General features: G+C 70.3%; 28 protein-coding genes. 15 read left to right on the forward strand and 13 right to left on the reverse strand.

Annotated elements, in window-relative coordinates; genetic code table 11:
- The first annotated feature begins 29 nt into the window (after positions 1 to 29).
- From JHE00_RS10695 to JHE00_RS10710, 4 genes are all read left to right on the forward strand, one after another.
- Positions 30 to 626, forward strand: coding sequence for a TetR/AcrR family transcriptional regulator (locus JHE00_RS10695; protein ID WP_200317452.1), 597 nt, complete (start codon positions 30 to 32; stop codon positions 624 to 626).
- Positions 627 to 671: 45 nt separating this feature from the next.
- Positions 672 to 2,099: an adenylosuccinate lyase gene (gene purB, locus JHE00_RS10700; RefSeq protein WP_200317453.1), complete on the forward strand. Its 1,428-nt coding sequence runs from the start codon at positions 672 to 674 to the stop codon at positions 2,097 to 2,099.
- Between the two features lie 147 nt (positions 2,100 to 2,246).
- Entirely contained in the window at positions 2,247 to 3,158 is a 912-nt protein-coding gene (locus tag JHE00_RS10705; protein WP_200317454.1) for a sulfite exporter TauE/SafE family protein, read from the forward strand.
- A gap of 70 nt (positions 3,159 to 3,228) precedes the next feature.
- The gene (locus tag JHE00_RS10710; protein WP_200317455.1) at positions 3,229 to 3,918 is read left to right on the forward strand and encodes a DUF2334 domain-containing protein; all 690 of its coding nucleotides are present in this window, start codon (positions 3,229 to 3,231) and stop codon (positions 3,916 to 3,918) included.
- On the opposite strand, the gene JHE00_RS10715 is transcribed toward JHE00_RS10710, so the two are convergent.
- The gene (locus tag JHE00_RS10715) at positions 3,881 to 4,516 is read right to left on the reverse strand and encodes an MBL fold metallo-hydrolase (protein WP_200317456.1); all 636 of its coding nucleotides are present in this window, start codon (positions 4,514 to 4,516) and stop codon (positions 3,881 to 3,883) included. The two genes, JHE00_RS10710 and JHE00_RS10715, sit on opposite strands and share 38 nt — an antisense overlap.
- An 86-nt stretch (positions 4,517 to 4,602) precedes the next feature.
- Between JHE00_RS10715 and JHE00_RS10720 the strand changes: the two genes are divergently transcribed.
- The 4 genes from JHE00_RS10720 (at position 4,603) to purQ (ending at position 7,891) form a co-directional block, all read left to right on the forward strand.
- Entirely contained in the window at positions 4,603 to 6,084 is a 1,482-nt protein-coding gene (locus JHE00_RS10720; RefSeq protein ID WP_200317457.1) for an aldehyde dehydrogenase family protein, read from the forward strand.
- 110 nt (positions 6,085 to 6,194) lie between these two features.
- The gene (locus JHE00_RS10725; RefSeq protein WP_200318366.1) at positions 6,195 to 6,785 is read left to right on the forward strand and encodes a hypothetical protein; all 591 of its coding nucleotides are present in this window, start codon (positions 6,195 to 6,197) and stop codon (positions 6,783 to 6,785) included.
- A gap of 189 nt (positions 6,786 to 6,974) precedes the next feature.
- Positions 6,975 to 7,214: a phosphoribosylformylglycinamidine synthase subunit PurS gene (gene purS, locus JHE00_RS10730; RefSeq protein ID WP_200317459.1), complete on the forward strand. Its 240-nt coding sequence runs from the start codon at positions 6,975 to 6,977 to the stop codon at positions 7,212 to 7,214.
- A complete protein-coding gene (gene purQ / locus JHE00_RS10735) occupies positions 7,211 to 7,891 on the forward strand; it encodes a phosphoribosylformylglycinamidine synthase subunit PurQ (protein WP_200317461.1) in 681 nt (226 codons plus the stop codon). The genes purS and purQ overlap by 4 nt, the downstream gene beginning before the upstream one ends.
- Positions 7,892 to 7,988: 97 nt before the next feature.
- Here purQ and JHE00_RS10740 read toward each other — a convergent pair whose 3' ends face one another.
- Both JHE00_RS10740 and JHE00_RS10745 read right to left on the reverse strand, forming a co-directional pair.
- Positions 7,989 to 8,660, reverse strand: a complete 672-nt coding sequence (locus JHE00_RS10740) for a phosphonatase-like hydrolase (protein WP_200317463.1) — start codon at positions 8,658 to 8,660, stop codon at positions 7,989 to 7,991.
- The gene (locus tag JHE00_RS10745) at positions 8,657 to 9,406 is read right to left on the reverse strand and encodes a GntR family transcriptional regulator (protein WP_200317465.1); all 750 of its coding nucleotides are present in this window, start codon (positions 9,404 to 9,406) and stop codon (positions 8,657 to 8,659) included. Before JHE00_RS10745 ends, JHE00_RS10740 begins: the two co-directional genes overlap by 4 nt.
- A gap of 109 nt (positions 9,407 to 9,515) precedes the next feature.
- Here JHE00_RS10745 and JHE00_RS10750 point away from each other — a divergent pair, with 109 nt between their 5' ends.
- A complete protein-coding gene (locus JHE00_RS10750) occupies positions 9,516 to 10,631 on the forward strand; it encodes a TIGR03364 family FAD-dependent oxidoreductase (protein ID WP_200317467.1) in 1,116 nt (371 codons plus the stop codon).
- Positions 10,632 to 10,634: 3 nt separating this feature from the next.
- On the opposite strand, the gene JHE00_RS10755 is transcribed toward JHE00_RS10750, so the two are convergent.
- Positions 10,635 to 12,371, reverse strand: coding sequence for an ABC transporter ATP-binding protein (locus tag JHE00_RS10755; RefSeq protein ID WP_200317469.1), 1,737 nt, complete (start codon positions 12,369 to 12,371; stop codon positions 10,635 to 10,637).
- Positions 12,362 to 13,984, reverse strand: coding sequence for an ABC transporter transmembrane domain-containing protein (locus tag JHE00_RS10760; protein ID WP_307831887.1), 1,623 nt, complete (start codon positions 13,982 to 13,984; stop codon positions 12,362 to 12,364). Before JHE00_RS10760 ends, JHE00_RS10755 begins: the two co-directional genes overlap by 10 nt.
- Before the next feature lie 64 nt (positions 13,985 to 14,048).
- Here JHE00_RS10760 and purL point away from each other — a divergent pair, with 64 nt between their 5' ends.
- Complete coding sequence (gene purL / locus JHE00_RS10765; protein WP_200317472.1) at positions 14,049 to 16,349, forward strand: phosphoribosylformylglycinamidine synthase subunit PurL; 2,301 nt, start codon at positions 14,049 to 14,051, stop codon at positions 16,347 to 16,349.
- 10 nt (positions 16,350 to 16,359) lie between these two features.
- Here purL and JHE00_RS10770 read toward each other — a convergent pair whose 3' ends face one another.
- From JHE00_RS10770 to JHE00_RS10780, 3 genes are read right to left on the reverse strand one after another with little or no spacing between them, the layout of a single operon-like run.
- Entirely contained in the window at positions 16,360 to 16,947 is a 588-nt protein-coding gene (locus tag JHE00_RS10770; protein WP_200317474.1) for a hypothetical protein, read from the reverse strand.
- Between the two features lie 10 nt (positions 16,948 to 16,957).
- Entirely contained in the window at positions 16,958 to 17,968 is a 1,011-nt protein-coding gene (locus tag JHE00_RS10775) for a pentapeptide repeat-containing protein (RefSeq protein ID WP_200317476.1), read from the reverse strand.
- A gap of 50 nt (positions 17,969 to 18,018) precedes the next feature.
- Positions 18,019 to 18,549: a GNAT family N-acetyltransferase gene (locus JHE00_RS10780; protein ID WP_307831888.1), complete on the reverse strand. Its 531-nt coding sequence runs from the start codon at positions 18,547 to 18,549 to the stop codon at positions 18,019 to 18,021.
- A 13-nt stretch (positions 18,550 to 18,562) separates the two neighbouring features.
- On the opposite strand from JHE00_RS10780, the gene JHE00_RS10785 reads away from it, so the two are divergent.
- Positions 18,563 to 19,147 (forward strand): helix-turn-helix domain-containing protein, encoded by a 585-nt coding sequence (locus tag JHE00_RS10785; protein ID WP_200317480.1) that lies wholly within the window; start codon positions 18,563 to 18,565, stop codon positions 19,145 to 19,147.
- Positions 19,148 to 19,205: 58 nt separating this feature from the next.
- Here JHE00_RS10785 and JHE00_RS10790 read toward each other — a convergent pair whose 3' ends face one another.
- From JHE00_RS10790 to JHE00_RS10805, 4 genes are all read right to left on the reverse strand, one after another.
- Positions 19,206 to 20,261, reverse strand: coding sequence for a hypothetical protein (locus JHE00_RS10790; protein WP_200317482.1), 1,056 nt, complete (start codon positions 20,259 to 20,261; stop codon positions 19,206 to 19,208).
- A 198-nt stretch (positions 20,262 to 20,459) separates the two neighbouring features.
- Positions 20,460 to 21,359, reverse strand: coding sequence for a lysozyme (locus JHE00_RS10795; protein ID WP_200317484.1), 900 nt, complete (start codon positions 21,357 to 21,359; stop codon positions 20,460 to 20,462).
- A gap of 189 nt (positions 21,360 to 21,548) precedes the next feature.
- A complete protein-coding gene (locus tag JHE00_RS10800; RefSeq protein WP_200317486.1) occupies positions 21,549 to 22,379 on the reverse strand; it encodes a lysozyme in 831 nt (276 codons plus the stop codon).
- Between the two features lie 115 nt (positions 22,380 to 22,494).
- Positions 22,495 to 23,106, reverse strand: a complete 612-nt coding sequence (locus JHE00_RS10805; protein ID WP_200317488.1) for a type VII secretion system-associated protein — start codon at positions 23,104 to 23,106, stop codon at positions 22,495 to 22,497.
- 63 nt (positions 23,107 to 23,169) lie between these two features.
- Here JHE00_RS10805 and JHE00_RS10810 point away from each other — a divergent pair, with 63 nt between their 5' ends.
- Positions 23,170 to 23,550, forward strand: coding sequence for a sterol carrier family protein (locus tag JHE00_RS10810; protein WP_200317490.1), 381 nt, complete (start codon positions 23,170 to 23,172; stop codon positions 23,548 to 23,550).
- A gap of 9 nt (positions 23,551 to 23,559) precedes the next feature.
- On the opposite strand, the gene JHE00_RS10815 is transcribed toward JHE00_RS10810, so the two are convergent.
- Positions 23,560 to 24,393, reverse strand: coding sequence for an SAM-dependent methyltransferase (locus JHE00_RS10815; RefSeq protein WP_200317492.1), 834 nt, complete (start codon positions 24,391 to 24,393; stop codon positions 23,560 to 23,562).
- A 188-nt stretch (positions 24,394 to 24,581) separates the two neighbouring features.
- Between JHE00_RS10815 and JHE00_RS10820 the strand changes: the two genes are divergently transcribed.
- From JHE00_RS10820 to JHE00_RS10830, 3 genes are all read left to right on the forward strand, one after another.
- On the forward strand, positions 24,582 to 25,460 hold the full coding sequence (locus JHE00_RS10820; RefSeq protein ID WP_200317494.1) for a Sco1979 family transcriptional regulator: 879 nt from the start codon (positions 24,582 to 24,584) through the stop codon (positions 25,458 to 25,460).
- Positions 25,461 to 25,631: 171 nt separating this feature from the next.
- A complete protein-coding gene (locus tag JHE00_RS10825; RefSeq protein WP_200317496.1) occupies positions 25,632 to 25,871 on the forward strand; it encodes a DUF397 domain-containing protein in 240 nt (79 codons plus the stop codon).
- On the forward strand, positions 25,855 to 26,232 hold the full coding sequence (locus JHE00_RS10830; RefSeq protein WP_200317498.1) for a hypothetical protein: 378 nt from the start codon (positions 25,855 to 25,857) through the stop codon (positions 26,230 to 26,232). Before JHE00_RS10825 ends, JHE00_RS10830 begins: the two co-directional genes overlap by 17 nt.
- The last annotated feature ends 74 nt before the right edge of the window (positions 26,233 to 26,306 follow it).

Consider the following 26,306-nt stretch of genomic DNA (forward strand, 5'->3'; position numbering starts at 1 on the left):
CCAGGGGCCGGGTGGCAAACTAGCTTGGCATGACGTCCGACGGGAGCACTGCGAGCACGGCGAGCACGCCGAAGGGCGAGCGACGGCGTGCCGCGCTGGTCAGTGCCGCCGCCGAATTGCTGACCGAGAGCGGCTTCGAGGCGATCAGGCACCGCGCCGTGGCCGACCGGGCCGGGCTCCCGCTCGCCTCCACCACGTACTACTTCGACTCGCTCGACGACCTGATCGCCGCCGCGATGGAGTTCTACGGTCGTTCCGAGCTGGCCAAGGGCCGCGACCGGCTGTCGCGGCTGAGCACCGAGCACCGGGGCGTCGACACGCTCGTGGAACTGGTGCTCGACCAGCTGCTGGGAGACGACGCCGACTACGAGGCCGTGCTGCTGCGCTACGAGCGTCTCGTCGCCACCGGCAGGCGGCCCTACCTGCGCCCGCTCATGCGCACGCTGGCCGTGGAGCTGCGCGAGCTGCTCACCGAGATCTTCGCGAAGTCCGGGGTGCCCATCGACGCACAGCGGCTCGAACAGCTGATCGCGCTGGTCGACGGCGCGGTCGTGAACGCGCTGATCGAGGTGAAACCCGACCCGAGGGCAGCGGCGGCCAGGATGCTGCGCGACGCGTTGAGCTGACCCGGTGCCGCAGCTGTGACCTGGGCCGCCGGTTAGCCTGGCTGCGTGACGGACAAGCCCAGCATCCCCAACGTTCTCGCCGGCCGCTACGCCTCGCCCGAGCTGGTGGCGCTGTGGTCGCCGGACAACAAGGTGCGACTGGAGCGCGAGCTGTGGCTGGCCGTGCTCAAGGCGCAGGCGGAGCTCGGGGTGGAGGTGCCCGACGGCGTCGTCGCCGACTACGAGCGGGTGCTCGACCGCGTGGACCTGGCCTCGATCGCCGATCGCGAGCGGGTGACCAGGCACGACGTGAAGGCCCGCATCGAGGAGTTCAACGCGCTGGCCGGGCACGAACACGTGCACAAGGGCATGACCTCGCGCGACCTCACCGAGAACGTCGAGCAGCTGCAGCTGCGCCGCTCGCTGGAGCTCATCCGCGGACGCGTCGTCGCCGTGCTGGACCGGCTCGCCGGGCTGGCCGTGGAGCACTCCGGACTGGTCATGGCGGGCCGTTCGCACAACGTGGCCGCGCAGGCCACGACGCTGGGCAAGCGCTTCGCCACCTCGGCCGACGAGCTGTTGGTGGCCTTCGAGCGGCTCGACGAGCTGGTCGGCCGCTATCCGCTGCGCGGCATCAAGGGCCCGGTCGGCACCGCGCAGGATATGCTCGACCTGCTCGGCGAGCAGGCCAAGCTGGATGAGCTGGAGTCGCGCGTCGCCGCTCACCTCGGCTTCACGCGGGCGTTCACGAGCGTGGGCCAGGTCTATCCGCGCTCGCTCGACTTCGACGTGCTCTCGTCGCTGGTGCAGGTGGCGGCCGCGCCGTCGAGCCTGGCCAAGACCATCCGGCTGATGGCGGGCCACGAGCTGGTCACCGAGGGCTTCCAGCCCGGCCAGGTCGGTTCGTCGGCGATGCCGCACAAGATGAACACGCGCTCGTGCGAGCGGGTGAACGGGCTCGCGGTGGTGCTGCGCGGCTACCTGTCGATGATCGGCGAGCTCTCCGGCGACCAGTGGAACGAGGGCGACGTCTCGGACTCGGTGGTGCGCAGGGTCGCGCTGCCCGACGCGTTCTTCGCGCTCGACGGTCTGCTGGAGACGTTCCTCACCGTCCTCGGCGAGTTCGGTGCCTTCCCCGCCGTCGTCGACCGCGAACTGGGCCGGTATCTGCCGTTCCTGTCCACCACGAAGGTGCTCATGGCCGCGGTCCGCTCCGGCGTCGGCAGGGAGACCGCGCACGAGGCGATCAAGGAGAACGCGGTGGCCGTCGCACTGGCGATGCGGGAGGGTCAGGCCGACAACGACCTGCTCGACCGGCTCGCCGCCGACGAGCGGCTGCCGCTGGACCGGCCCGCGCTCGACGCGCTGCTGGCCGACCGGCTCTCGTTCACGGGCACGGCCGAGGGCCAGGTGGAGACCGTCGCGGCGCGCGTCGAGCAGCTCGCGAAGCGGTTCCCCGAGGCCGCCGCGTACCGGCCCGCCCCCATCCTGTGATCTGGGAACACGTGGACCACCTGGTGGACCTCTGTCAGCATCGGTCCGACTCGGCACCGTGCCGAGCCCGCTGACACCCGTCCCCTGACCCCGCCGAGGTCTTCTGCCGCAGGAGTGCCCGGCCGCACGTGAAACCGAGGTCCGCCCATGCTCGCCCTCGTCGTGTTCGGCGTCGCCGGATTCGTGGCACAGCTGGTGTCGGGAATGCTCGGCATGGGCTACGGCATGACCTCGACGACCGCGCTGGTCGCCTTCGGCACGGCACCTGCCGTCGCGTCGGCGTCGGCGCACTTCGCCCAGGTGGGCACCTCGCTGGCCTCGGGACTGTCGCACTGGAAGTTCCGCAACATCGACTGGCGGACGGTGAGCATCCTCGCGGTGCCCGGAGCGATCGGTGCCGTCGTGGGCGCGTTCGTGCTGGTGTCGCTGTCCACGGACTTCGCGAGCGTGTGGATCAGCACGATCCTGTTCGTGCTCGGCCTCTACGTGCTGGTGCGGTTCGCGTTCCTGCGCCTCGGCAAGCTGATCACCGACAAGCGGCCTGGCGCGAAGTTCCTGGCGCCGCTCGGGCTCGTCGCCGGATTCGTCGACTCGACCGGCGGTGGCGGCTGGGGTCCCGTCGCCACGACGACGTTGCTGTCGAGCGGCAGGCTCGAACCGCGCAAGGTGGTCGGCTCTGTGGGTGCCGCCGAGTTCGCCGTCACGGTGGCAGCGTGTGCCGCGTTCCTCGTCGCGCTCTCCCACGAGGAGATGAACTGGGTGGTCGTCGGCGGGCTGCTGCTCGGCGGTGTCCTCGCGGCGCCGCTCGGTGCGTGGCTCGCGCACCGCCTGCCGCCCCGGGTGCTGGGCACGGCGGCGGGCGGGCTGATCATCCTGACCAACGGTTGGCTGCTGCTGTCCACGCTCGGTGCCTCGCCCACGGTGATCGCGGTGGTCTACGTGGGACTCGTGGCGTTCATCGTCACGGCACTGGCCAACGCGGTGCGCTCGATGCGGGAGGAGCGGCGCGTCAACGCACTCGCAGGCGAGGACGACGTCCAGCAGACCGCCGACCGCTGACGGCACTGTCGCACCGGCTTCACTCGCGCCTCACCTCGCAGCCAACGGGCGGTCACACCCGTCGTGCCTAATGAGGCGCGTGGACGCAACCCTGTTGGTGTCGCTGTCCGGTGCCGGCCCCCGGACCTTGCACCGCTGCACAGAACTGGCCGGGGAACTGGACGCGCGCGGTGTCCCGCTCTCGATGCTGTTCACCCCGAGCGCCGAGGACGGTTCGCCCGACGTCTCCGAATGGATGCGCGAGCGGGTGCGCGGCGGTGACGCCGTGCTGCTGCACGGCTACGACCACCGCATCAGGGCCGAGTTCGCCTCGCTGCCCGCCCACGAGGCCAGGCTGCGGCTGATCGCCGCGGGCGCCGCTCTGGAGAGGGCGGGTCTGCGCACCAAGGCGTTCGCCCCGCCGCGCTGGCGAGTTTCGCGCGGCACCCTCGAGGCGCTGCGGCACCACGGATACCGGCTGTGCGCCGACCTCTCGACCGTGCGTGACCTGACCACCGGCGAGGTGGCCCGCGCCAGGGTGCAGGGCTTCGGCAGCCAGAATCAGCGCACCGAGACGGTGCGGTGCTTCGCGCTCGTGCTCAGCGCCGCACGCGCGGCCAGGCGCGGCGGGCTGGTGCGGCTCGGCGTCGACGCGAGGGACCTGCGCAGGCCCGGCAGGCGGCAGGCCTTCCTGGACGCCGTCGACGTGGCGCTGGAGCACGGCGCCACCGGCCGGACCTACCTCACAGCGCTGCCGACTCGGCTCGCGGCAACACCCTGACCTCGGTGCCCTCGGGCGCGAGGTTGGTGAACAGGCCGTAGTGCATGGCCGGGTTGGCGAGCACGGCCTCGTGGATCGGCACCGCGAGGCGCGGCGACACGGCCCGCAGGTAGTCCACGGCCTCCCCCGCCTTGAGCCACGGCGCGCCCGTCGGCAGGCCGAGCACGTCGATGCGCTGCTCGGGCACGAAGAACGAGTCGCCGGGGTGGTAGAAGGCGCCGTGGTCGACGATGAACCCGACGTTGGGGATCACCGGGATGTCGGCGTGGATCGTGGCGTGCTGGCCGCCGACGACGTTGACGCTCGCCCCGCCGAGTTCGAAGGCGTCGCCGGGTTGCGCCGTCGTCGAGGGCAGGCCCAGCTTCTCCACTGTCTCCTTGGAACCGGGGTCGGTGATCAGCCGCGCGCCGGGGTTGGCCTCCAGCAGACCGGGCAGCTTCTCGGTGTCGATGTGGTCGTAGTGCTGGTGCGTGATCAGCACGGCGTCGAGCTCGCGCTCACCTTCGAACCCGGAGGAGAAGGCGCCGGGATCGATCAGAATGCGGGCGCTGTCGGTTTCGATCAAGACACAGGCGTGTCCGAAGTGGACGATTCGCATGGTGCTCCCTCCAGTCGCGGTCCCACAGTACGCCGCAGGCTAGTTGGCAGATTGTCAGTAAGAAGACGTCGCCGTACCCTGTGGCCATGACCACAGTGCAGGCAGTCGAAACGTTCGACTCGCTCGACCCGGCGACGGACGAGGTCCTCGGTACCTACCCCGTGCACACGGCCGAGCAGGTCGAGGCCGCCGTCGCCAGGGCGCGCGAGGCCGCCAGGTGGTGGGAACAGCTCGGCTTCGCCGGGCGCGCGCAGCGACTGGCGAGCTGGCGCGGCATCATCGCGCGCAGGCTGCCCGAGCTCTGCGAGGTGGTCCGCAGGGAGAACGGCAAGCCGGCCGGTGACGCCCAGTTGGAGATCGTGCTCGCGATCGAGCACCTCGCGTGGGCCGCCAAGCACGCGCGCAAGATCCTCGGCCCGCAGCGCCGCTCGCCGGGCCTGCTGCTGTCCAACCAGGCCGCGACCGTCGAGTACCACCCGCTCGGCGTGGTCGGCGTGATCGGCCCGTGGAACTACCCGGTCTACACGCCGCTGGGTTCGGTCAGCTACGCGCTCGCCGCGGGCAACGCCGTGGTGTTCAAGCCAAGCGAGTACACGCCCGGCATCGGCACCTGGCTCGCCGACACGTTCGCCGAGGCCGTGCCCGAGCACCCCGTGCTGCAGGTGATCACCGGCTTCGGGGCGACCGGCGCGGCGCTGGCGAACTCGGGCGTCGACAAGATCGCCTTCACCGGCTCGGCCACGACGGGCAAGAAGGTGATGGCCGCCGCGGCCGAGACGCTCACGCCCGTGGTGATCGAGGCAGGCGGCAAGGATCCGCTGCTCGTCGACGCCGACGCCGACGTGGAGGCCGCCGCCGACGCCACGGTGTGGGGCGCGTTCTCCAACGCGGGCCAGACGTGCACCGGCGTCGAACGCGTCTACGTCCACGAGCGCGTGTACGACGACTTCGTGGCGCGCGTGGTCGAGAAGACGAAGCGGGTGGACGCGGGCACGCAGTACGGCCCCATGACGATGCCCTCACAGCTCGAGGTGGTGCGCAGGCACATCGCCGACGCGCTCGCCAGAGGCGGACGCGCGCTGGTGGGTGGCAAGGACGCGGTCGGCGACCGCTTCGTCAGGCCGACCGTGCTCGTGGACGTGCCCGAGGACTCCGCGGCCGTGCGCGAGGAGACCTTCGGGCCCACGGTCACCATCGCCAAGGTCGCCGACATGGACGAGGCCGTCGAGAAGGCCAACGACTCGGTGTACGGCCTCGGGTCGACGGTGTTCTCCAAGCGGCGCGGGATGGAGCTGGCGCGGCGGCTGCGCACCGGACAGACGGCGATCAACGCGCCGCTGTCGTTCGCGGGCATCGCCTCACTGCCCTTCGGCGGGCTCGGCGATTCCGGGTTCGGGCGCATCCACGGCCCCGAGGGGCTGCGGGAGTTCGCGCGGCCCAAGGCCATCGCGCGCCAGCGCTTCACGGCGCCCGTCGCGCTCACGTCGTTCACCCGCACCGCAAAGACCGACGCGCTGGTGGGCAAACTGATCGGCAAGCTGCACGGCAAGCAGCGCGACAAGCACTGACTCCACACCCGACTTCTCGCGATCGCCTGTCCGAGGGCAGGGCGGCGTGCTAAAAACGATCCGGCATTCGCCCGTAGGCGGTGCCGGGTCGTCGCACGTGGGGGAGTTCGATGAACCAGCCGAATCCTGGGTGGTACCAGCAGCCGTACCAGCCGCAGCAGCCCGTTCACGGCTACCCGCAGCAGCAGCCGCCGCCCGGCTACGGCTACCCACCCGGCTACGGTCCGCCGCGGCCGAGCACCGCGATGGCCTACGTCGCGGCCGCGTTCTTCCTGCCCGCGATCGCGTTCACCTACATCGTCGCGGTGATCTCGTGGGACGGGACGACGGACAACCTCGACGCGCTGGTGGCGACGCTTGGCCTGGCGTTCACCGACGACCTCACCGGCAACGTCGACTTCGCCATCACCTTCAGCATCAGCTTCGCCTCCACGGTCACACTGTTCGCGGTGCTGCTGTGCTTCCGGCTCGGCTTCGTGCGCTGGATCCTCGTCGCGCTCGCCGCGATCGGGTCGGGCTACTACGTCTACGCGATCATCGACCTGCTCTCGAGCACCGGCGGCGGGGACTACGTCGGCATGCCCGTGGTCGCGCTGCTGCTGTGGCTCGTCCCACTGGTCGGCGCGGCGCTGCCCGCGACGGGCCGGGCCATGCGCGGTGCAGGTCAGCGGCCTCTGGTCGCACACGGTCACTGGCGCTGACAGGACTGGGCCAAACCGGCGAATCGGGCCCCCGCGCGCAACGTCCGGGAATACCCGCACGTCCAACGTGTGTATTAACCGGGTGAAATAGCGGTAAGTCGGCACGGGGCCGAGGGGTGTCGGGGGCCTCTCGGCCCCTAAGCTACGCTCGATGGGCATCGACCTGCGGAAATATAGGAGCAGCCTGTCGTGGCCCGAGTAGTCGTCGACGTCATGCCCAAGCCCGAGATTCTCGACCCGCAAGGCCAGGCGGTGGCCGGTGCGCTGCCGCGCCTCGGCTTCGCAGGGGTCACCGAGGTTCGCCAGGGCAAGCACTTCGAGCTGGAAGTCGACGATTCCGTCGACGACGAGACCCTCGCGAAGATCGCGGAGGGGTTCCTCGCCAATCCGGTGATCGAGGACTGGACCGTGCGGAGGTTGGAGGCGTGAGCCCCCGCATCGGCGTCATCACCTTTCCTGGCACGCTCGACGACGTCGACGCGTCCCGCGCTGTGCGCTACTCCGGCGCCGAGGCGGTGGATCTCTGGCACGCCGATGCCGACCTCAAGGGGGTCGACGCGGTGGTGGTGCCCGGCGGGTTCTCCTACGGCGACTACCTGCGGTGCGGCGCGATCGCCCGGTTCGCCCCCGTGATGACGTCGGTGGTGGAGGCCGCGGGCAAGGGGATGCCGGTGCTCGGCATCTGCAACGGCTTCCAGATCCTGTGCGAGGCCGGCCTGCTGCCCGGCGCGCTCGTGCGCAACGAGAAGCTGCACTTCGTGTGCCGCGACCAGTGGCTACGGGTCGAGAACAACGACACCGTGTGGAGCACGCGCTACGACCAGGGCGCCGAGGTGCTGATCCCGTTGAAGTCCGGCGAGGGCGGGTACATGGCCGACCAGGCCACGCTCGACCGGCTCGAGGGTGACGGTCGCGTGGTGTTCCGCTACGTCGGCGGAAACCCCAACGGCTCCCGCAACGACATCGCGGGCATCGCCAGCGAGAGCGGCCGCGTCGTCGGCCTGATGCCGCACCCGGAGCATGCGATCGACGCCCTCACGGGCCCGTCCGACGACGGTCTCGGCATGTTCTACTCGGCTCTGGACGCGCTGGTCCCCAGCGCCTGAGTCCGGCTTCCTCGAAGGCCACCTCACCCGCGTCGCGCGGGCGGGGTGGCCTTTGTCGTATCTGGGGTCGACTCGCGTCCGGAGTCGGGGCCGGTCGTCAGATTCCCAGCAGGGCGGGGATCGCGGCCACGCTCGGCAGCATGTGGGTGTGGCGCGCCGCGCCCAGGTCGGTCGCCGAGTGGCCGCCGGTCAGCACTCCCACGACGTATCCGGCGCCCGCGTTGCTGCCCGCTTCGAGGTCCCTCGTCGTGTCGCCCGCGGTGAGCACCGAGCGAACGTCGCGCACGCCGGTGCGTTCCATCGCTCGAAAGATCAGGTACGGCGCCGGCCTGCCAGCCGACACGTCGTCGACCGACACCACGGCGTCCACCACGGAGTCGTCCCAGCCGAGGGTTTCGAGCAGCCCGCTCACCACCTGCCGGTCGAACCCGGTCGTCAGCGCCACCCGCACTCCCGCTCCCCGCAGGGCGGTGATCGCCTCGGGCACTCCGGGCAGCGGCGTCGGAGGGGTCGCGGCGTAGGCGTCGGCGAGCCTCGCGCGGAAGTCGGTCAGGCCCTGCTCCACCACCTCCGCGGTGGGCGCGCGCCCGGTGGTCTCGGTGACGAGCCCCGTGATGGCCTCGCGCTTGCCCGCGCCCATCCACCGCCGGACGTCGGCTGCCGTCGGTGTTCCGCCCGCGGCGGTCGCGGCCTGTTCCAGTGCGGCGTAGACGGCGCCGTGTTCCTCCACGGTGGTGCCCGCGATGTCCAGTACGGCGAGCTCGATCACGAAGCAGACCTCCAGTTCCTGGCGAGCGCGGGCTGCGCACGCTGTGAGTTCTCGACGGCGAAGCTGACCAGGTCGGGCCGGTACCGGTCGTCGGAGTACTCGACGGGCCCGCCGTCGGCTCCGCAGGCTCTGCGGCGTTCGCGCAGCAGCGGCGCGCCCACGTCGACGCCGAGCAGTTCGCTGTCGGTGGCGTCGGCCGCCACGGCGTCCATCAGGTGGCGCGCGGTGCTCAGGTCCACTCCGCGCGCGGCCAGGTAGGCGTAGATCGAACCGGAGTCGCAGTCGTGGTCGAACAACAACCTGCCGACCGGCTCCACGAACGTCGTGCGCTCGAGCATCGTCGGCGTCTCGTCGATGAGCCGCAGCCGCAGCACCTGCACCACAGGGGCGCCCTCGTCGAGGTCCAGCTCGTCGGCGAGCTCGGCGGTCGCGGGCCTGCGGGCGATCTCGAGGGTGCGCTGCCCCGGTGTCCGGCCCAGGTCGCGCACCCAGCGGGAGAACGACAGGAACGTCTCGAACGGCTGGCTCAGTGCCTGTCGACGCACTACCGGCGGCTTGCCCCTGCCGCCGCCGATCATGCCCTCGGCCCGCAACGCCGTCAGCGCCTGTCGCACCGGCCCGCGCGAGGCGTTCCACTGTGCGGTGAGCTGCGACTCGGAGGGAACGGGTGTGCCGACGGGGAGCTCGCCGGTGGAGATCCGGCGGCGCAGATCCGCGGCGATGCGCTCGTGCAGGGGTCCGTCCACGACACTTGACTATACAGCTCTGGTCAACCGTGACAGCGCGATGAACAGCACAGAACGTTCCTCCGTTGAGCCTTGACGTCGGGCAAATGAACCGATGAGCTTGCTTGTCATGACAAGTTCCGTACTGGGTTCCGTCGACGTCGTCGTGATCGGCGCCGGGATCGTCGGCCTCTCCCACGCCCACGCCGCCGTCGAGCGCGGCCTCTCGGTCGCGGTGGTGGAGCGTGACGAGTGGGCGACCGGGGCCTCCGTGCGCAACTTCGGCCACGGCTGCGTCACCGCGCAGGACGGCGAGGCACTCGGCTACGCGCTGGCGGCGCGGCGGGAATGGGCGCGGCTCGCTCGCGACGCCGGATTCTGGCTCGGCGAGGACGGCACCCTCGTGGTCGCCCGCGCCGACGACGAGTTCGCCGTGCTCGCCGAGTTCGCCGAGCTGCGGGGCGAGCAGGTTCGACTGCTCGACGCTGCCGACGTCGCGCGCAAGGCGCCCGTCGGTGACGGCGTGGTCGGTGGCGCGGTGCTGCCGCTCGACGTCCGCGTGAACCCGCGCGAGGCCGTGCACGCCATCGCGACGTTGCTCGCCGCGCGCGGCGTGACGTTCCACTGGGCCACCACCGCGCACGTCATCGAGCCGGGCGAGGTCGCCACCAGCAGGGGCACGCTGCGCGCGGGCAACGTCGTGGTGGCCGTCGGACACGACGTCGACCGGCACTTCCCCGAGCTGGCCGAGCGCAGAAAGGTGCGCCGTTGCTCGCTGTCGATGCTGCGCGTGGCCGACCCGCACGGGCGCGAGGTCGGCCCCGCCGTGCTCACCGGGCTGTCGATGCTGCGCTACGCCGGGTTCGCGGCGTGCCCGAGCCTCGCGGAGGTCAGGGCGCGCGTCGAGCGGCGGCACCCGGACCTGCTCGCCGCGGGTCTGAACCTGATGTTCACGCAGCTCCCCGGCGGCGACCTGACCATCGGCGACACCCACGACCACCAGCGGACCCTCAACCCGTACGTGGCCGAGGAACGCGACGAGCTCGTGCTGGCCGAGACCGCGCGCCTGCTCGGCGTCGGCTCGCTCACCGTGCGCGAACGCTGGCGCGGGGTCTACGCGTCGGCTCCGGAGCCGTTCCTCGTCGAGACGCCCGCGCCAGGCGTGCGCGTCGTGGCCGTCACCTCCGGCATCGGGATGACGACCGCGCTCGGGCTCGCGCCCGTGGTGCTCGACGACCTCGGCTGACCCTCACTCCGCGCGCGATGCGTGCACCAGCCGGGCGTAGGAGCCGCCCTCGGCCAGCAGCGAGGCGTGGCTGCCGAGCTCGGTGATGCGCCCGTCCTCCACCACCGCCACGCGGTCGGCCGCCGCCGCGGTGTGTAGCCGGTGGGCGATGGCGATCACCGTGCGCCCGGCGAGCACATTGGCGAGGGTGCGTTCCAGCTCCCTCGCCGACGACGTGTCCAGCAGCGACGTCGCCTCGTCGAGCACCAGGGTGTGCGGGTCGGCGAGCACCACGCGCGCCAGCGCGAGCTGCTGCGCCATCGCCGCGGGCACCGCCTGTGCGCCGGTGCCGAGCTCGGTGTCCAAGCCCTCGGGCAGCCCGCGCGCCCACTCCAGCGCTCCCGCCGAGGCGAGCGCGTCGAGCAGCTGCGCGTCGGTCCACCCGTCGCTCTCGGGCAGCGACAGGTTCTCGCGCAGCGTGCCGCTGAACACGTGCTGTTCCTGCGTCAGCAACAGCACCTCGCCGCGCAGCACGTCGTCGGGCAGGGTCGACACCTCGACCCCGCCGACCGTCACCGACCCGCCGGTCGGCCCCGCGACACCGGCCAGCAGCCTGCCGAGCGTCGACTTGCCCGCCCCGGAGGGGCCCACCACCGCGAGCCGCTCTCCCGTCGGGATGTTCAGGTCGATGCCGTGCAGCACCTCGCGTCCGGTGTCGTAGGAGAACCGCACGCCGGCGAGCTCGATGTCGCGCCCGCGCGGCGGGCCACCGGTCCGTTCGGCGGGCGGCGTCCGCACGCCGAGCACCCTGCGCAGCGCGGTGCCCGCGACGGCGAAGTCCTCGACCCACCACAGCAGCTCGTCCATCGGCGACGCGAGCGCCTGGACGTAGAGCACCATCGTGGTGATCGTGCCCAGCGCCACGAGGTCCTGCGAGTACGCCCACGCGCCGAGCAGCAGCATCGCCGCGATCGGCAGCGCGTGCGAGAGCTCGAGGAAGGGCACCCAGCGCACCTGCAGCCGACGCAGGTCCCGCTCCCCGGTGAGCGCGCCCTGCAGCGCCCGCTCGCCGTGCCGGACGCGGCGGCCGATCAGCCCGAGCGCCTCGGCCGTGCGCGCGCCCTCGACGGTCTCGTGGGTGCCGGACTGCACACCTGACCATGCGGCCAGCATCCGCTCGATCGTTCTGGGCGAGCGGCGCCAGTACCTCCGGGTCGGGAAGTAGATCACCGGCAGCGACACCAGCAGGCCGAGCGCCAGCAGCGGCGAGGTGACGATCATGGCCGCGACGGTGAGCAGCACCGTGATGGCGGCGATCGTGATCTCCGGCGCCGCGTTGCGGGTGGCGTTGTCGATGCGCTCGACGTCGGAGGTCGCCCTGCTCAGCAGGTCGCCGGTGCCCGCGGCCTCGACCGTGCCCAACGGCAGGCGCAGCGACGCTGCCACGAAGTCCTCGCGGGTCTTCGCCAGCACCCGTTCGCCGAGCACGCCCGCTCGCACGCGTGCCGCCCGCTTGAGCGCGGCCTGCACCAGCAGGATCGCCACGAACGCGAGCGCGAGCAGGTCGATGCCGACGGTGTCGGAACCACGGCTCACCTCGTCCACCAGGTAGCCGAGCAGCTGCGGCCCGGCCAGCCCGGCGACCGCGGCGACGCCGAACAGCGCGATCACCGTCAGGAACGCGGCGCGGTTGTCGCGAAACGTCGTGCGCGCCCAGCCCCGCGCGTCCTCGCGCGTGGCGAGGGGAAGTCTCACCTGCACCTCGTCACCACCTCGTCCGCGACCGCCGTCCAGAGCGGACTCTGGCTGAACACGACGGTCGTTCTGCCTTCGCGCAGCCTCGCCACGCGCTCGCTGATCCGCGCCTCGGTGTGCGCGTCGACGGCCGAGGTCGGCTCGTCGAGGATCAGCACGTCGGCGTCCTTGGCCAGTGCCCTGGCCAAACTCAGTCGCTGCCGCTGGCCACCGGAGACCTCCCGGCCGCGCTCGCCGATGCGCTCGGCGAGTCCGTCGGGCAGCGCGGCCACGATGTCGTCGGCGTCGGCCGCCCACAGCGCGGTGGCGACCGAGACCTCGCCGGGCCGGTCCGGGGCGACCTCGTCGCCGAGCGGACCCGAGAACCACAGGTCCTGGTTGTGGGCGAACACCACGCGCTCGCGCAGGTCTGCCAGCGCGACCCGGTCCACGGGCACCCCGGAGAGCAGCGCGGTCGGCCCGTCGTCGGTGAACCGCGCCAGCCGCGAGGCCATCGCCTCCGCGCGCGGACCCGCGTCCACGACGGTGAGCTTGCCCGCGACGGCGGTGATCCCGGACTCGACGTCGTGCGGTTCGAGCGGACCGTCCGGCAGTCGCACCGGCGAGTCCGGCTCGTCCAGCAGCGGCCGCAGGTTGAGGATGCGGCAGGCCTTGCGCGCCGAGACCCACGCCGAAGCCCACACACCCGTGCTCTCCGTGGTCGTGCTCACCGGGATCACCAGGAACGCCGCGGCGCCGTAGAACGCCACGAGCTCGCCGACCGTGATCGTGCCCGCGACGGCCAGCCGCGCGCCCAGCCACGTGATGACCACGGTGACCAGACCCGGCAGCAGCACCTCGGCGGCGGTCAGCCACGACTCGCTGCGCGCCACGGCGACGCCGGTGCGGCGCACCCGCTGGCTGGCGTGGCGGAACCGGCCGAGGAACTGTCGCTCTCCGCCGACGCCGCGCAGGATCCGCAGGCCGGACACGATGTCGGAGCCGAGCGCGTTCACTGCCGACAGCTCCTCGCGCTGGGTGTCGAGCCTGCGTTCCAGCGGCCCGATCAGCGGGCCGATGCCCGCCACGGCGAACGGGACGCCCACGAGCGCGACCGAGCCGAGCAGTGGCGAGTACGTCAGCAGCACGATGCCGACCGTGAGGAACGCCACGATCGAGCCGACGACGCGGCCGATCACCTCGAGGGCGAAGCCGACCTTGTCGATGTCGGCCGACGTCACGGCCAGCACCTCGCCCGAACTCGCCTGCTCCCGCAGCGAGGAGCCGAGCCGCGCGGTGTGCGTGCCAACGACCCGCTGGGTCGCCGATGCTCCGTGCATCCACATGCCCGCGCCGAGGAAGTCGAGCACCCCGCCGAAGATCGCCTGCGCCACACCGATTCCGGCAACCAGCGCCGCGAGCCAGAGCAGGGCCGTGGTGTCACCGCCCGCGATTCCCGAGTCGATCGCCGCCCCGATCACGAGCGGCAGCAGCGCGCCGGGCACCAGCCACAGCGCGCCGAACACCATGGCGGCCAGCGCCAGCCACGGGCGGCTCGCGAGGATCGCGCGCAGCAGCGATCCGGGTGTGACCCGCTCGGGGAGCCGGAGCTCCGGAGCCGGGTAGGGCGTTGCGGACACGTCGCTCAACGTTACGAACGACCTGCGACGATGGCGACCGAATTTCGCCGGGTAGCCTGTCGGCGTGGTCTCACCTCACGTCGAAACGCCCGCCATCGACAGCACCGCACGCGCCGAGCAGACCCCGGATCTGCCGCAGCCCTACGTCGAACTCGGCCTCGCCGACGACGAGTACGCGCGCATCAAGGAGATCCTCGGCCGCAGGCCCACCGAGGCCGAGCTGGCCATGTACTCGGTGATGTGGAGCGAGCACTGCTCGTACAAGTCGTCGAAGAAGCACCTCTCCTACTTCGGCAAGACCACCACGCCGGAGATGCGCGAGAAGATGCTCGCCGGCATCGGCGAGAACGCGGGTGTGGTCGACATCGGCGACGGCTGGGCCGTCACGTTCAAGGTGGAGAGCCACAACCACCCGTCCTATGTGGAGCCCTATCAGGGCGCGGCGACCGGTGTCGGCGGAATCGTCCGCGACATCCTCGCGATGGGTGCGCGCCCGCTCGCGGTCGCCGACCCGCTGCGCTTCGGCCCCGCCGACGCGCCGGACACCCGCAGGGTGCTGCCGGGTGTGGTGGCGGGCGTCGCCGGGTACGGCAACTGCCTCGGCCTGCCCAACATCGGCGGCGAGGTGGTCTTCGACGAGAGCTACGCGGGCAACCCGCTCGTCAACGCGCTGTGCGTGGGCGCCATGCGCGTCGAGGACCTGCACCTCGCGCACGCCTCCGGCACGGGCAACAAGATCATCCTGTTCGGCGCGCGCACCGGCCTCGACGGCATCGGCGGCGTGTCCGTGCTCGCGAGCGACACGTTCTCGGGTGACGAGACGGCCGGCGGCCGCAAGAAGCTGCCGAGCGTCCAGGTGGGCGACCCGTTCACCGAGAAGGTGCTCATCGAGTGCTGCCTCGAGCTGTTCGCGAAGAAGCTCGTGGTCGGCATCCAGGACCTCGGCGGTGCCGGGCTGTCCTGCGCCACCTCCGAGCTGGCCGCGGCTGGCGACGGCGGCATGCACATCGACCTGGACCAGGTTCCGTTGCGCGCCAAGGGCATGACGGCTGCCGAGATCCTCTCCAGCGAGTCGCAGGAGCGGATGTGCGCCGTGGTGTCGCCGTCCGATGTGGACGCTTTCATGGCCGTGTGCGCGAAGTGGGACGTGATCGCCACCGAGATCGGTGAGGTCACCGACGGCGAGCACCTGGTCATCACCTGGGGCGGCGAGACCGTGGTCGACGTGCCGCCGCGCACTGTCGCCCACCAGGGCCCGGTGTACGACCGCCCGTACGCGCGTCCCGCCGCGCAGGACACCGTGCAGGCGAACACCCCCGACTCGCTCGCCCGTCCGTCCACTCCGGACGAACTGCGCGAGACGCTGCTGACGCTCATCGCCTCGCCGAACCTGGCTTCGAAGGAATGGGTCACGCAGCAGTACGACCGCTACGTGCGCGGCAACACGGTGCTCGCCCAGCCCTCTGACTCGGGCGTGATCCGCATCGACGAGTCCACCGGCCGGGGCGTCGCCGTCGCCACCGACTGCAACAGCCGCTTCGTCTACCTCGACCCGTACGCGGGCACGCAGCTCGCGCTGGCCGAGGCCTACCGCAACGTGGCCACCAGCGGCGCGCAGCCGATGGCGGTCACCAACTGCCTCAACTTCGGCTCCCCGCGCGACCCCGGCGTGATGTGGCAGTTCGAGCGGGCCGTGCACGGTCTCGCCGACGGCTGCGCGCAGCTGGGCGTGCCGGTTACCGGCGGCAACGTCAGCTTCTACAACCAGACCGGCGAGACCGCGATCCTGCCCACCCCGGTGGTCGGTGTGCTCGGCGTTGTCGACGACGTCACGCGCCGCATCCCCACCGGCATCGGCAACGAGGCGGGCGAGTCGCTGCTGCTGCTCGGTGACACCCACGACGAGTTCGGCGGCTCGGCCTGGGCGCACGTGATCCACCAGCACCTCGGCGGCCTGCCGCCGAAGGTCGACCTCGAGCGCGAGCGGCTGCTTGCCGAGATCCTGGTCGCCGGTTCGCGCGACGGCATGATCTCGGCGGCCCACGACCTCTCCGACGGTGGCCTCGCACAGGCGTTCGTCGAGATGGTCCTCATCGGACAGTGCGGGGCGCGCGCGATCCTCGCCGACGACCAGGACCCGTTCGTGCAGCTGTTCTCCGAGTCGGCTGGCCGCGTGCTGGTGGCCGTGCCGCGCAGCGAGGAGCTGCGGTTCACGGAGATGTGCGGCGCGCGCGGCCTGCCGTGGCGCAGGGCCGGTGTGGTCGACCCCGAGTCGGGTTCGCTCGAGATCCAGGACATCGCGACGTTCGGCCTCGACGAGCTCCGCACCGCCTGGGAGGGAACGCTGCCCGCGCTGTTCGGCTGAGTCGCGCGGGTCAGCGGTAGTCGATGCCGACGGTGCTGATGCAGAACGTCGAGCCGTTGTTCTCGCGGGTCGCCGTGATCAGCCCGCTGGCGGTGACGCCGCCGGTCCCGGTGACCCGCGCGCCCGCCAGTGCCGGGTCGTCGTCGACGAGATAGTCGGCCTCGAAGGCTAGGCCCCGGGCGAGGATCTCCTCGACCTGTTCCTCGCCGTCCCGCACCTCCGGGCAGAACAGCCCGGCCGCGTAGTCGGCGTCGCCGGCGTTGAGCGAGTGCACGAAGTCGCGGATCGTGCGGGTTCCCTCGTCGTCGGCGGTGCCGCTGGAGGAGCCGTTCGTCCTCGCCGAGGTGGTCGAGGGTGCGACCTGCCGCTCCGACGTCGCCGCTGCGGCGCTGCTGCCGCTCTCGTCGTCGCCGAGGAGGAAGCCGGGGGCGACGAACCCGGTGATCCCCAGTATCGACACCGCCGCGACCAGACCCACCACGGCCACCACGACTCCGGCTTTGCTCTTGCGCGGCGGCTGCGGGCCGTACCCACTCTGTGGATAACCTCCCGGATTCTGTGGATAACCGCCGGGTTGCTGTGGGTGGCCGTGCGTCATGGTGCGGAGTCTAGCCAGCTGCGGGTTCCTCGCGGGACAAAACGGTCATTCCGTCTCGTAGTTCGTCGGCGACCCAGCCCTCCGGCGGGTCGACGTGGCTGTCGAACCTGGCGTCGCGCAGCACCAGCTCCGAGCCGAACGACGTCTGCCCGAACCTGGTCTCGCCGTGGAAGACGGCGTCCTTGAAGTTCGCCTCGCCGAGAAACGTCGTGCCGGTGAAGTCGGCCAGCGAGTTGAACCTCGTGCCGCTGAACCACGCGCGCTCCTCGAACCGGGTACCGGTACAGCGGAAGCGGCCCGCGAGCCTGCCCGCGCCGGTCGTCGTCGCGGTGAACCAGGCGGGTCCGGTGAACACGCAGTCGCTGAGGTTGGTGCTGCTGTGCAGGTAGGCGTAGCGCAGGATCACCGAGCCCATCCGGCGGCCGGACAGGTCGAGGTACTCCAGCGCGGCGCCGGTGAGGTCGAGGTCGTACGCGGGTGCGCCGCTCTGCTCGGTGCGGGGCAGCAGGTCGAAGACCAGTCGCTGCGCGGTGAGGCGTACCTGCAGTTCGCGTTCGGCCTCGGGGTCCTCGGCACCTGGCTTCTTCTCGAACCGGGGGTGGCTGAACGGCCTGCGCAGGTAGGCGCAGAGCACGTCGAGCACGGTCTGGGTGAAGCCCGGCCTGCTGCGCGCGAGTCCCGCGAGCGCGTGCATCGCGCCCACCCGCACCTGGTCGGCCTCGTTGCCGAGCAGTTCCACCGAGCGGGCGAACCGTTCGTCGGAGATCCGGCTGGTCTCCAGGTCGTGGCGGCGTCGTTCGATGTCCTGGCGGGCCTCCTCGACCTTGCGGCGCCGGTCGTTGAGCCACAGCGCGTACAACGCGATCACCGAGGCGCCCGCCAGTCCGCCCGTGCGCAACGCGTCGCTGCTGCTGGTCCTGCTGTCGGTCAGCAGCCAGAGGCTGATGCCGAGCACGAGCGCCACTGCCGCCGCGATGGTGCCGAACAGCGGGGACCGGAACGCGGAGCGGAGCCGTTTCATGCCAAGGAATCTAGGCGATCTTGCGACGCCGGTGGGCAAGATCGCCCGGATCACTCCGGCTGGGGCAGGCTCCGCTGGAACAGGACGGTGTCGAGCAGGCGCCCGTGCTTGTCGCCGACCTGCCGCAGCCTGCCCACCTCGGCGAACCCGCGCCTGCGGTGCAGCTCGGCCGAGGATTCGTCGCCGGAGTCGGTGATCACGGCGATGACCTCGCGAAGTCCCGAGCGGGTGCAGCGGTCGAGCAGCTCGTCCAGCAGCGCGCCGCCCAGTCCGCGGCCCAGCGCCCACGGTGCGAGGTAGATCGAGTCCTCGACGGTGTGCCGGTAGGCAGGCCGTGTCTTCCACGGTCCGCAGTAGGCGTAGCCGGCCACGCGGCCATCGGACTCGGCGACCAGGAACGGCAGGCCCGCCTCGGTGATCGCGGTGAAGCGGCGCTGCCACTCGGCGGCGTCGGGCGCGTCGAACTCGAAGGTGGCGACGCTGTCGCGCACGTAGTGGGCGTAGATCTCGGCGATCGCGGGCAGGTCGGCCGTCGACGCGTCGCGGAGCACCCTGGATTTCACTATAGAAGAACCGGTCACTACTATAGTGTATATGGATCTCAGTGTGCTCGGCCAGCGGATTCAGGGACTCCGGCGGGACCGGGGCCTGACCCTGCAGGAACTCGCGGGCCAGTCCGGGGTGAGCGTGAGCATGCTGTCCTCGGTCGAGCGCGGCGACAAGGCGCCGACGGTGGTGGTGCTCGACCGCATCGCGGATGGGCTCGGCGTGCGGCTCGCGGGGCTACTGGCCGAACCCGACGCCGACCGGATCCTCGTGCGCAGGGCCGCCGAGCAGGACGTGGTCGACGAGCCGGGTGGCTGGCAACGCACCATCCTCACCCCGGTGGTCGCGGGCGTGAACTTCGAATGGATCCGTTCGACCCTGCCGCCCGGCTGCGAGCCCGGCACCTATCCGGCCTATGCGCCGGGCTCCCACGAGTACATCTTCGTCGAGTCCGGTTCAGTCGAACTCACCATCGACGGCGAACGCGTGGTCGATCTCGGCGCGGGCGACTCGATCTACCTGGCCGCCGACGTCACGCTCGAGTACGCCAACCGCAGCGCCGAGCCCTGCACCTACTACGTCGCGGCGCTGATCATGCGGTCCCGCGACGCGGGCACCCGCTACACGAGATGAGCCAGGACACGACAAAGGCCGGCCCCGGATGGGAGCCGGCCTCTGCGAAAACCGCGAGCTACAGGAAGATCAGGCTGACGCACCAGCCCGCGCCGTCGAAGTTCTCGGCGTTGACCGAACCGTCGATCTGCTCGCCGTCGATGGTGCCGGTGAGCGGCGCCTCGACGTAGTACGAACCCTCGGCCTTGCCGACCTCGAGGTTGGTGTCGCCCTTCGTGGCCCTCTCGATGTCGGACTCGTTGAGGCTCATCGAGTCGTCGCACATCGTCGCCTGCGCGGCCGCGGCGTCGCCGTTGTTCAGCGCGTCGATGAACTCGGCGATCACCGGGTCGGCATCGGCGGTGTTCGGCACACCGGGCATCTCGGTGGACCCGGACTCGGACGCGGACGCGTCGGCGGACTCGGTCGAGGACGAGTCAGTGGAGTCCGGCGAGCCGCTGGAGTCCGTCGACACGCTGGCCCAGCACCACTTGTCGCCGTTCTTGGCCAGCTCGGCGCTGGAGGGAACGGCCTCGCCCGAGATCGTGATCGTCGCCGTGGCGGTGGCCGTGTTGCCGTTCTCGGTCACGTTGTCGAGCTTGGCGCTGTCGACCTGGTTGACGTAGCCGATGATCTCGTCGATGTCGCCCTCGGCGTCGGCGCACTTCATGCCCGACAGCCCGGCGCTGTCCTTGTTGTTGATCCCGGCGATGATCTTCTCGGCGAAGGCGCGGGCGCCGCCGTCCTTGCCGTCACCACCGGCGTTGTTGTTCTCGTCGTCGCTGAGCAGGAAGCCCGGTGCGACGAACGCCGTGACCACGAACGCGACCACCACGACGGCGGCCGCCGAGAGCCCCACCCACAGGCCGGTCTTCTTCTTCGGGGGCTGCGGGCCGTATCCGCCGCCGCCCGGGTAGCCGTACTGCTGGTAGCCCTGCTGCTGGTAGGCGCCCTGGCCGTACGGGTCGCCCGGCTGCGGATAGCCCTGCTGGGGGTACGCGCCCGACTGCGGGTAGCCGCCCTGCTGGGGGTAGCCGCCGGTCTGCGGGTAGCCGCCCTGCTGCTGGTAACCGCCCTGCCCGTAGGGATCGGGCTGTTGACCGTACGGCTGCCCGGGCTGAGGTGGATACGTCATGGGCCAAACCCTCCGTCGCTGCTGCGCCCCCAGTGGTGCGCTCCCGTCATCGGACGCGCTTCCGGAAGGTGTGGTTCCCCCAGCGCCTGCGTCGATCAGAGCGCATTGTGCCTGCTAGTCCTACCCGGCACACCACAAGGCTCCCGATTCGGGGTCGAATCGGGAGCCTTGTGGACAAATCGGTTGTGGCCCCCCGGCTCAGCCGGTGGCCAGCGCCTGCAGTCGGTCGTAGGCGCCGTTGAACGAGTTCTGGTCGATCGGGCTGGAGGTGTACTGCCAGAACGTGTGGAAGCCCCAGCCGTTCGGCAGCGCGCCGACCGAGTCCGAGTACCGCGCGACCCACAGCGGCACCGTGTCACCGAAGCTCTGCGCGGTCCCGACGCATTGGTTCCACCAGCTCGTGGACGTGTAGATCACGGGCCAGCGGCCGGTGCGCGAGTGGTAGGTGTCGTGGAAGTCGCGAATCCACGCCGCCATCTGCGCCTGGTTCAGGCCATAGCAGGCGGCCCCGTACGGGTTGTACTCCATGTCCAGCGCGCCGGGCAGGGTCTTGCCGTCCCCTGACCAGCCGCCACCGCCGTCCACGAAGTAGTTGGCCTGCGCCGCGCCGGACGCGCGGTCCGGGAGTGCGAAGTGGTACGCACCACGGATCATGCCGATGTCGTACGAGCCGTTGTACTGCTGCGCGAAGTACGGGTTCTTGTAGCCCGTGCCCTCGGTGGCCTTGACGAACGTGAACCGCTTGCCCTGGCCCCACCAGTGGTTCCAGTCCACGTTCTGTTGGTGACCGCTGACGTCCATGCCGGGAACGGTCGCCTGAGCAGGAGCGCCGTCGACGTCGATTCCCTGCGGGCGCAGGGCCGCCCGCTTGCTGTCCGGTGTGGAACGGTCTCCCTCGACCTCGGCGATCTGGGAGCCCATCGGATGGTCGAATTTCTCGACGTATTCCTGCACCGGCATGCCGTCGACCCGGTTCGGTACGGCTCGGCGTTCCGCCTGAGCGGCGCCGGCCGGGGTCAGCGCGCTGAGCAGGAGCGCGCCGACCGAGCCGACAGCGGCGGCTGTGCTTACCCGCCGCCAGATTCTTCGTGCGGACATGCGAAACATCCCTTCACGATTAACAATTTGCCCTCGCGTCGGGCGACTCGTTGCAGGTAGTCGCCCGGGCGTTGATTGTTATCGCAGGATGCCTGCTTTGTCACTAGGTGGCATGAAATACCCGCTACAAGTGGGTGATTCACGGGTGAATTAAGGGGCCGAGGGTGATGGCGAGAGTCACGTTCGCGCTCATCCGGCGGCCAACGCGGTGAGCTGTCCCGGCTTGCCGTTGAAAAAGTTCTGGTCGCCGGGAAGCCTGCCCGCGTCGGAGAACTGCCAGATGCTCTGGAAGTCCCAGCCGGCGGGGAGCTCCCCGATCTCCGGCGCGTAGCGAGCCAGCCAGAGTGGATTGGTCTTGCCGAACGCCGTGCTGTTGCCCGTGCACTTCTTCCACCAGCTCGTGGACGTGTAGATCATCGGCGTGCGCCCGGTGCGGGACTTGTAGGCGTTGGAGAAGTCCCTGATCCACGCGACGATCACCGACGGCTTGCGGTCGTAGCAGGACTCGCCGTACGGGTTGTACTCCAGGTCGAGCGCGCCGGGCAGCGTCTTGCCGTCCTTGGTCCAGCCGCCGCCGTTGTCCACGAAGTAGTGGGCCTGCGCCGCTCCCTTGGAGATGTCGGGCCTGCCGAAATGGTATGCACCACGGATCAGCCCGGCCTTGTGCGAGCCGTTGTACTGCTGGGCGAAGTGGTCGCTCGTGAACCCCGTGCCCTCGGTGGCCTTGACGTAGACGAACTTGGCCCCGTCCGCTGCCGCGGCGGGCCAGTCCACGTCGCCCTGCCAGCCGCTGACGTCGTGGCCGAGCACCGTGGCCTTCGCCGTCGACAGGTACGCGTCCTGGGATGGCGACCCCGTCACGCCCTCGTGCAGTGCGATCTGCGAACCCGCGTGCCGTTGCTCGGCGCCCCGGTAGTCGGGCTTGACGAACTCCTCGGCCTGTGCGGCCGAGCCCCCGTAGGTCAGCGTGCTCGCCGCGAACACCGCGACTCCGAAACCCGCAAGAGCACTGCGGCACATGAGAGAACTGCGACGCTTCACCTGACACCCACCCTTCGTGCGACTCCCCGTTCCGGCGTCACCATGCCTCGACAAGGCGTGCCGCGCGAACCGGGTGTCACCCGCCAGAGTGGACTCAGTCCTCCTGGGTGAGGGCCTGCTCGAGGTGTGCCGACGGCACCACGGCGGTGACGACGTCGTGCGGGTTGATCACCAGCGAGTGGCCCCCGAGCAGCTCGATGATGTCCCTGCCCTTCACCGCGCGCGCGTGCGGCCACTCCGCGGGCACGAGCGACTTGGTCGTGTAGGCGGGAACCATCACCCTGCCGTCGGTGTTGTGGAAGCCGATCACGGTTCGCTGCACGGGCGAGATCGCGTAGACGAACAGCGTGGAGTCGAGGATGACCGGAGGTAGGTCCTCGGCCGGGCGGTGTCGCGTTCGGACCAGCTGCAGCAGCCGCTCGAGCTCGTTGGCGGGCTCGGGGTAGCCGAGCGCCTTCGGCGAGGGCCGGTACCGGTCGTTGGGGTGGAAGTCCTCAACCACATCGCCACCCGCGTTGACCGGGTAGGCGCCCACGACGGCCCAGGACGGCACCTTGCCGTTGGGGTCGAAGGCCTCGTCGATCACGTAGAGCCAGCTGTTCGGGTTGGCCCGCGCGTTGGCGCGCATCTCCCGCGTGATCTTCGGTTTCCGATTCACCGTGGGCTCGTTGGGAACCAGCCGGTCTGCGTCATCGCGTTGCGCCATGTGCAACCCCCACGTTCCTGCCGTGCTGCTGTTCGAAATCGGTCATCACTCTACTGTTGAGGCATGTCCAGTTCGCGTTCGGTCGATCCCGGTGAGTTACGAGCCGCGATCGCGACGGTGTCCGACTGGTTGACGGGCTCCGGCGACCAGCCAGCGCGGGCTGATCTGGCCGCCGCGGTGCGCCTGAGCCTGCGGACGCTCGCGGCCGTCGCGCCGGGCCGCAGTGTCGAGGTCCGGGTTCCTCCGTTCGCCGCCGTCCAGTGCGTCGCGGGGCCGCGGCACACGCGCGGCACCCCGCCGAACGTCGTCGAGACCGACCCGCGAACGTGGCTGGAGCTCGCCACCGGCCGTCTACAGTGGAGCGACGCGCTGGCCGACGGCAGGATCTCCGCCTCCGGTACGCGCGCCGACGTCTCCCACTGGCTGCCGATCGTGCGCCTCTGACACCTGTCGCTACGGCTTGCGCGCGACGCCGCCCGCGATGCAGTACTGCACCTGGTTCAGCGGCTTGATCCGCGGCCCCTCCGGCCACCAGTCCGCGCACCGGACCACGCCAGGCGTGATCATCTCGAGCCCGTCGAAGAGCTCCTCGATCTCGGACATGGTCCGGAAGGTGCCCGACCCCATCGGGCTGTGCCGGAAGACCTCCTCCATCTTCCTGGCGACCGGGCTGTGCTCGTCCTCCGGATCAAGGAAGTGACTGATCGCGACGAAGGAGCCCGAAGGGAGGACCTCGAGGTACTCCTTCATGATCGCGGCCGGCTCCTTGGCAGGCCCCTCGAAGTGGTGCAGCGTCCCGAGCTGGAGGAAGGCGATCGGCTCCGTGAAGTCGATGTGCTTACGCACCACCTGGTTGGTCAGCACCTCCTTCGGCTCGAAGATGTCGGCCGAGGCGAAGTGCGTGTTGTCGTTCTCCTCCAGCAGCGCCCTGCTGTGCGCGAGCACCACCGGGTCGTTGTCGAGGTAGACGACCTTGGCCCTCGGCTTGATGCGCTGGACGACCTGGTGGATGTTCTCCGCGGTCGGCAACCCGGAGCCGCAGTCGAGGTACTGCTCGATGTCGGTCTGGATCGCGAGGAAGCGGCACGCCCTGATGAGGAAGTTCCGGTTCTCGACGGCGAGGTCCTGCGCTTCGGGCGCGGCCTTCTGGACACCACGGAAGACCTCGCGGTCGATCTCGTAGTTGTCCTTGCCACCGAGGAAGGCGTCGTAGACACGCGCGATACTGGCCCTGGTCGGGTCGACGCCGACCGGGACTCGTTCGGACGGGGACACGGAACCGGTCATGGGGAACCTCACAGAGTGAGTTGGGGTATCGCGGAGTCAAACGTAGAGTAGGGACTCGTGCCCGGCGGGTAAACGGCGGTGTCTTGACTGCGAGGCCGTCGGCGGTACTTTGGGTGATCGGGCGGTTTCCTCGGGTACGATGTCAGGTCTTGAACAGGGGTCGGCAATGAGAGGGTTGGGTCCGAAACATGGCTGCGGTTGAGGGTGCCGCCGGCGATCAGTCAGCCGGTCCTACCGCTCGACGCATGATTCTCGGTGCTCAGCTGCGCCGCCTCAGGGAGAACGCGGGCGTCACCAGGTCCGACGCCGGGTATCACATCCGGGCCTCGGAATCGAAGATCTCGCGGCTCGAGCTCGGCCGGGTCGGCTTCAAGGACCGCGACGTCAGCGACCTGCTCACCATGTACGGCGTCGGGGACGCCGAGGAGCGCGCGAGCTTCCTCGCGATGGTCAAGCAGTCCAACCAGCCCGGCTGGTGGCAGAAGTTCAACGAGTACATGCCGAAGTGGTTCGACGACTTCGTCGGACTCGAAGAGGCGGCCGCTCGCATCCAGACCTACGAGCTCCAGTTCGTGCCCGGCCTGCTCCAGACCGAGGACTACGCGAGGGCGATCGTCACCCACGGTCTGCCCGAGAACGCCAGCGAGGCCGCCGAGGGTCGCCTCGCGCTCCGCATGCGTCGGCAGCGGCTGCTCTTCCGGCCGAACGCGCCGCGGATGTGGGCGGTCATCGACGAGTCGGTGCTGCACCGTCCGATCGGCGGCAGGGACGTGCTGCGCAAGCAGCTCGACCAGCTCCTCGAGCTCACCAACATGTCGCACATCACGCTGCAGGTCCTGCCCTACGAGCGCAGCGGCTACGCGGCGGAGGGCGCGTTCACGCTCCTGCGCTTCTCGGAGCCGGAGCTGCCGAACATCGCCTACATCGAGCACATCGCGGGCGGCCTCTATCTGGACCGCCCTGACGAGATCGAGCTCATCGGACGGTCACTGGACCGGCTCGCGGTCGACGCCGAGACACCCGATCGGTCACGTCAGATGCTGCTGAAGGCTCACGCAGCGGCGTAGCCGCGGGCTGCTTCCTACCTCGGTATTCACCCGAAAGCGGTTCATCTTCTGTTCGGCGAACTTGCCGCTGCACGTGCATTCACACCTGCATTGGCCCGTGCTACGGTGAGTGCACAAGTGAATGCACGTGCAGATGCATCCTCCAAGGTGTAAGTCGGGAAGGTGAGGATCATGGCGGAGACGATCCGGAACGGGATCTCTTCGGAGCTGCTGACGGATGCGGCTTGGCGGAAGAGTAAGTACAGCGGAGCCATGGGCAACTGCGTCGAGGTGGCGCACCTGACCGGTGGGCAGATCGCGATGCGGAACTCCCGCGACCCCCACGGGCCGGCGCTGATCTACACGCGCGCCGAGATCGAGGCCTTCCTCTCCGGAGCCAAGGACGGCGAGTTCGATGACATGCTCGCCTGAGACGACGGTCGAGGACGTCCTCGGCAAGCTGATCGAGCGTGGCTTCAACTTCGTGCACCCGCGTGACGACCGAGGCGAGATCATCACCGTCGTCGGTGTCCGTGCGCACGGCAACGTCGTGGACGTCGTCAGACTCGACGGCGAGGACGACGTGCTGGCCATGCGCATGCCGGGTGAAGAGCCCGACATCCTCGCCCCCGCGTCCGTTCTGTGGCAACGCGCCGGTGCCATGACCACCGTCGTCGACGACCTGCTCGGCCTCGGCGACGACGACTACGCCGAGCCCGTGCGGACCGAGTCCCGTGGCTGCTGGGTTCCCGGCGGTTTCGGCCGCGCCAAGTGGCTCGCGGCCACCGCGTGACCGGCTCTCGCTGAGCGCTACATCACCGAGCCGGGCCGCCTCCTGCGTCTACACTGGGGGCGGCCCGTTCTCGT

The sequence above is a fragment of the Prauserella cavernicola genome, from assembly GCF_016595675.1.
Taxonomy (GTDB): domain Bacteria; phylum Actinomycetota; class Actinomycetes; order Mycobacteriales; family Pseudonocardiaceae; genus Prauserella_A; species Prauserella_A cavernicola.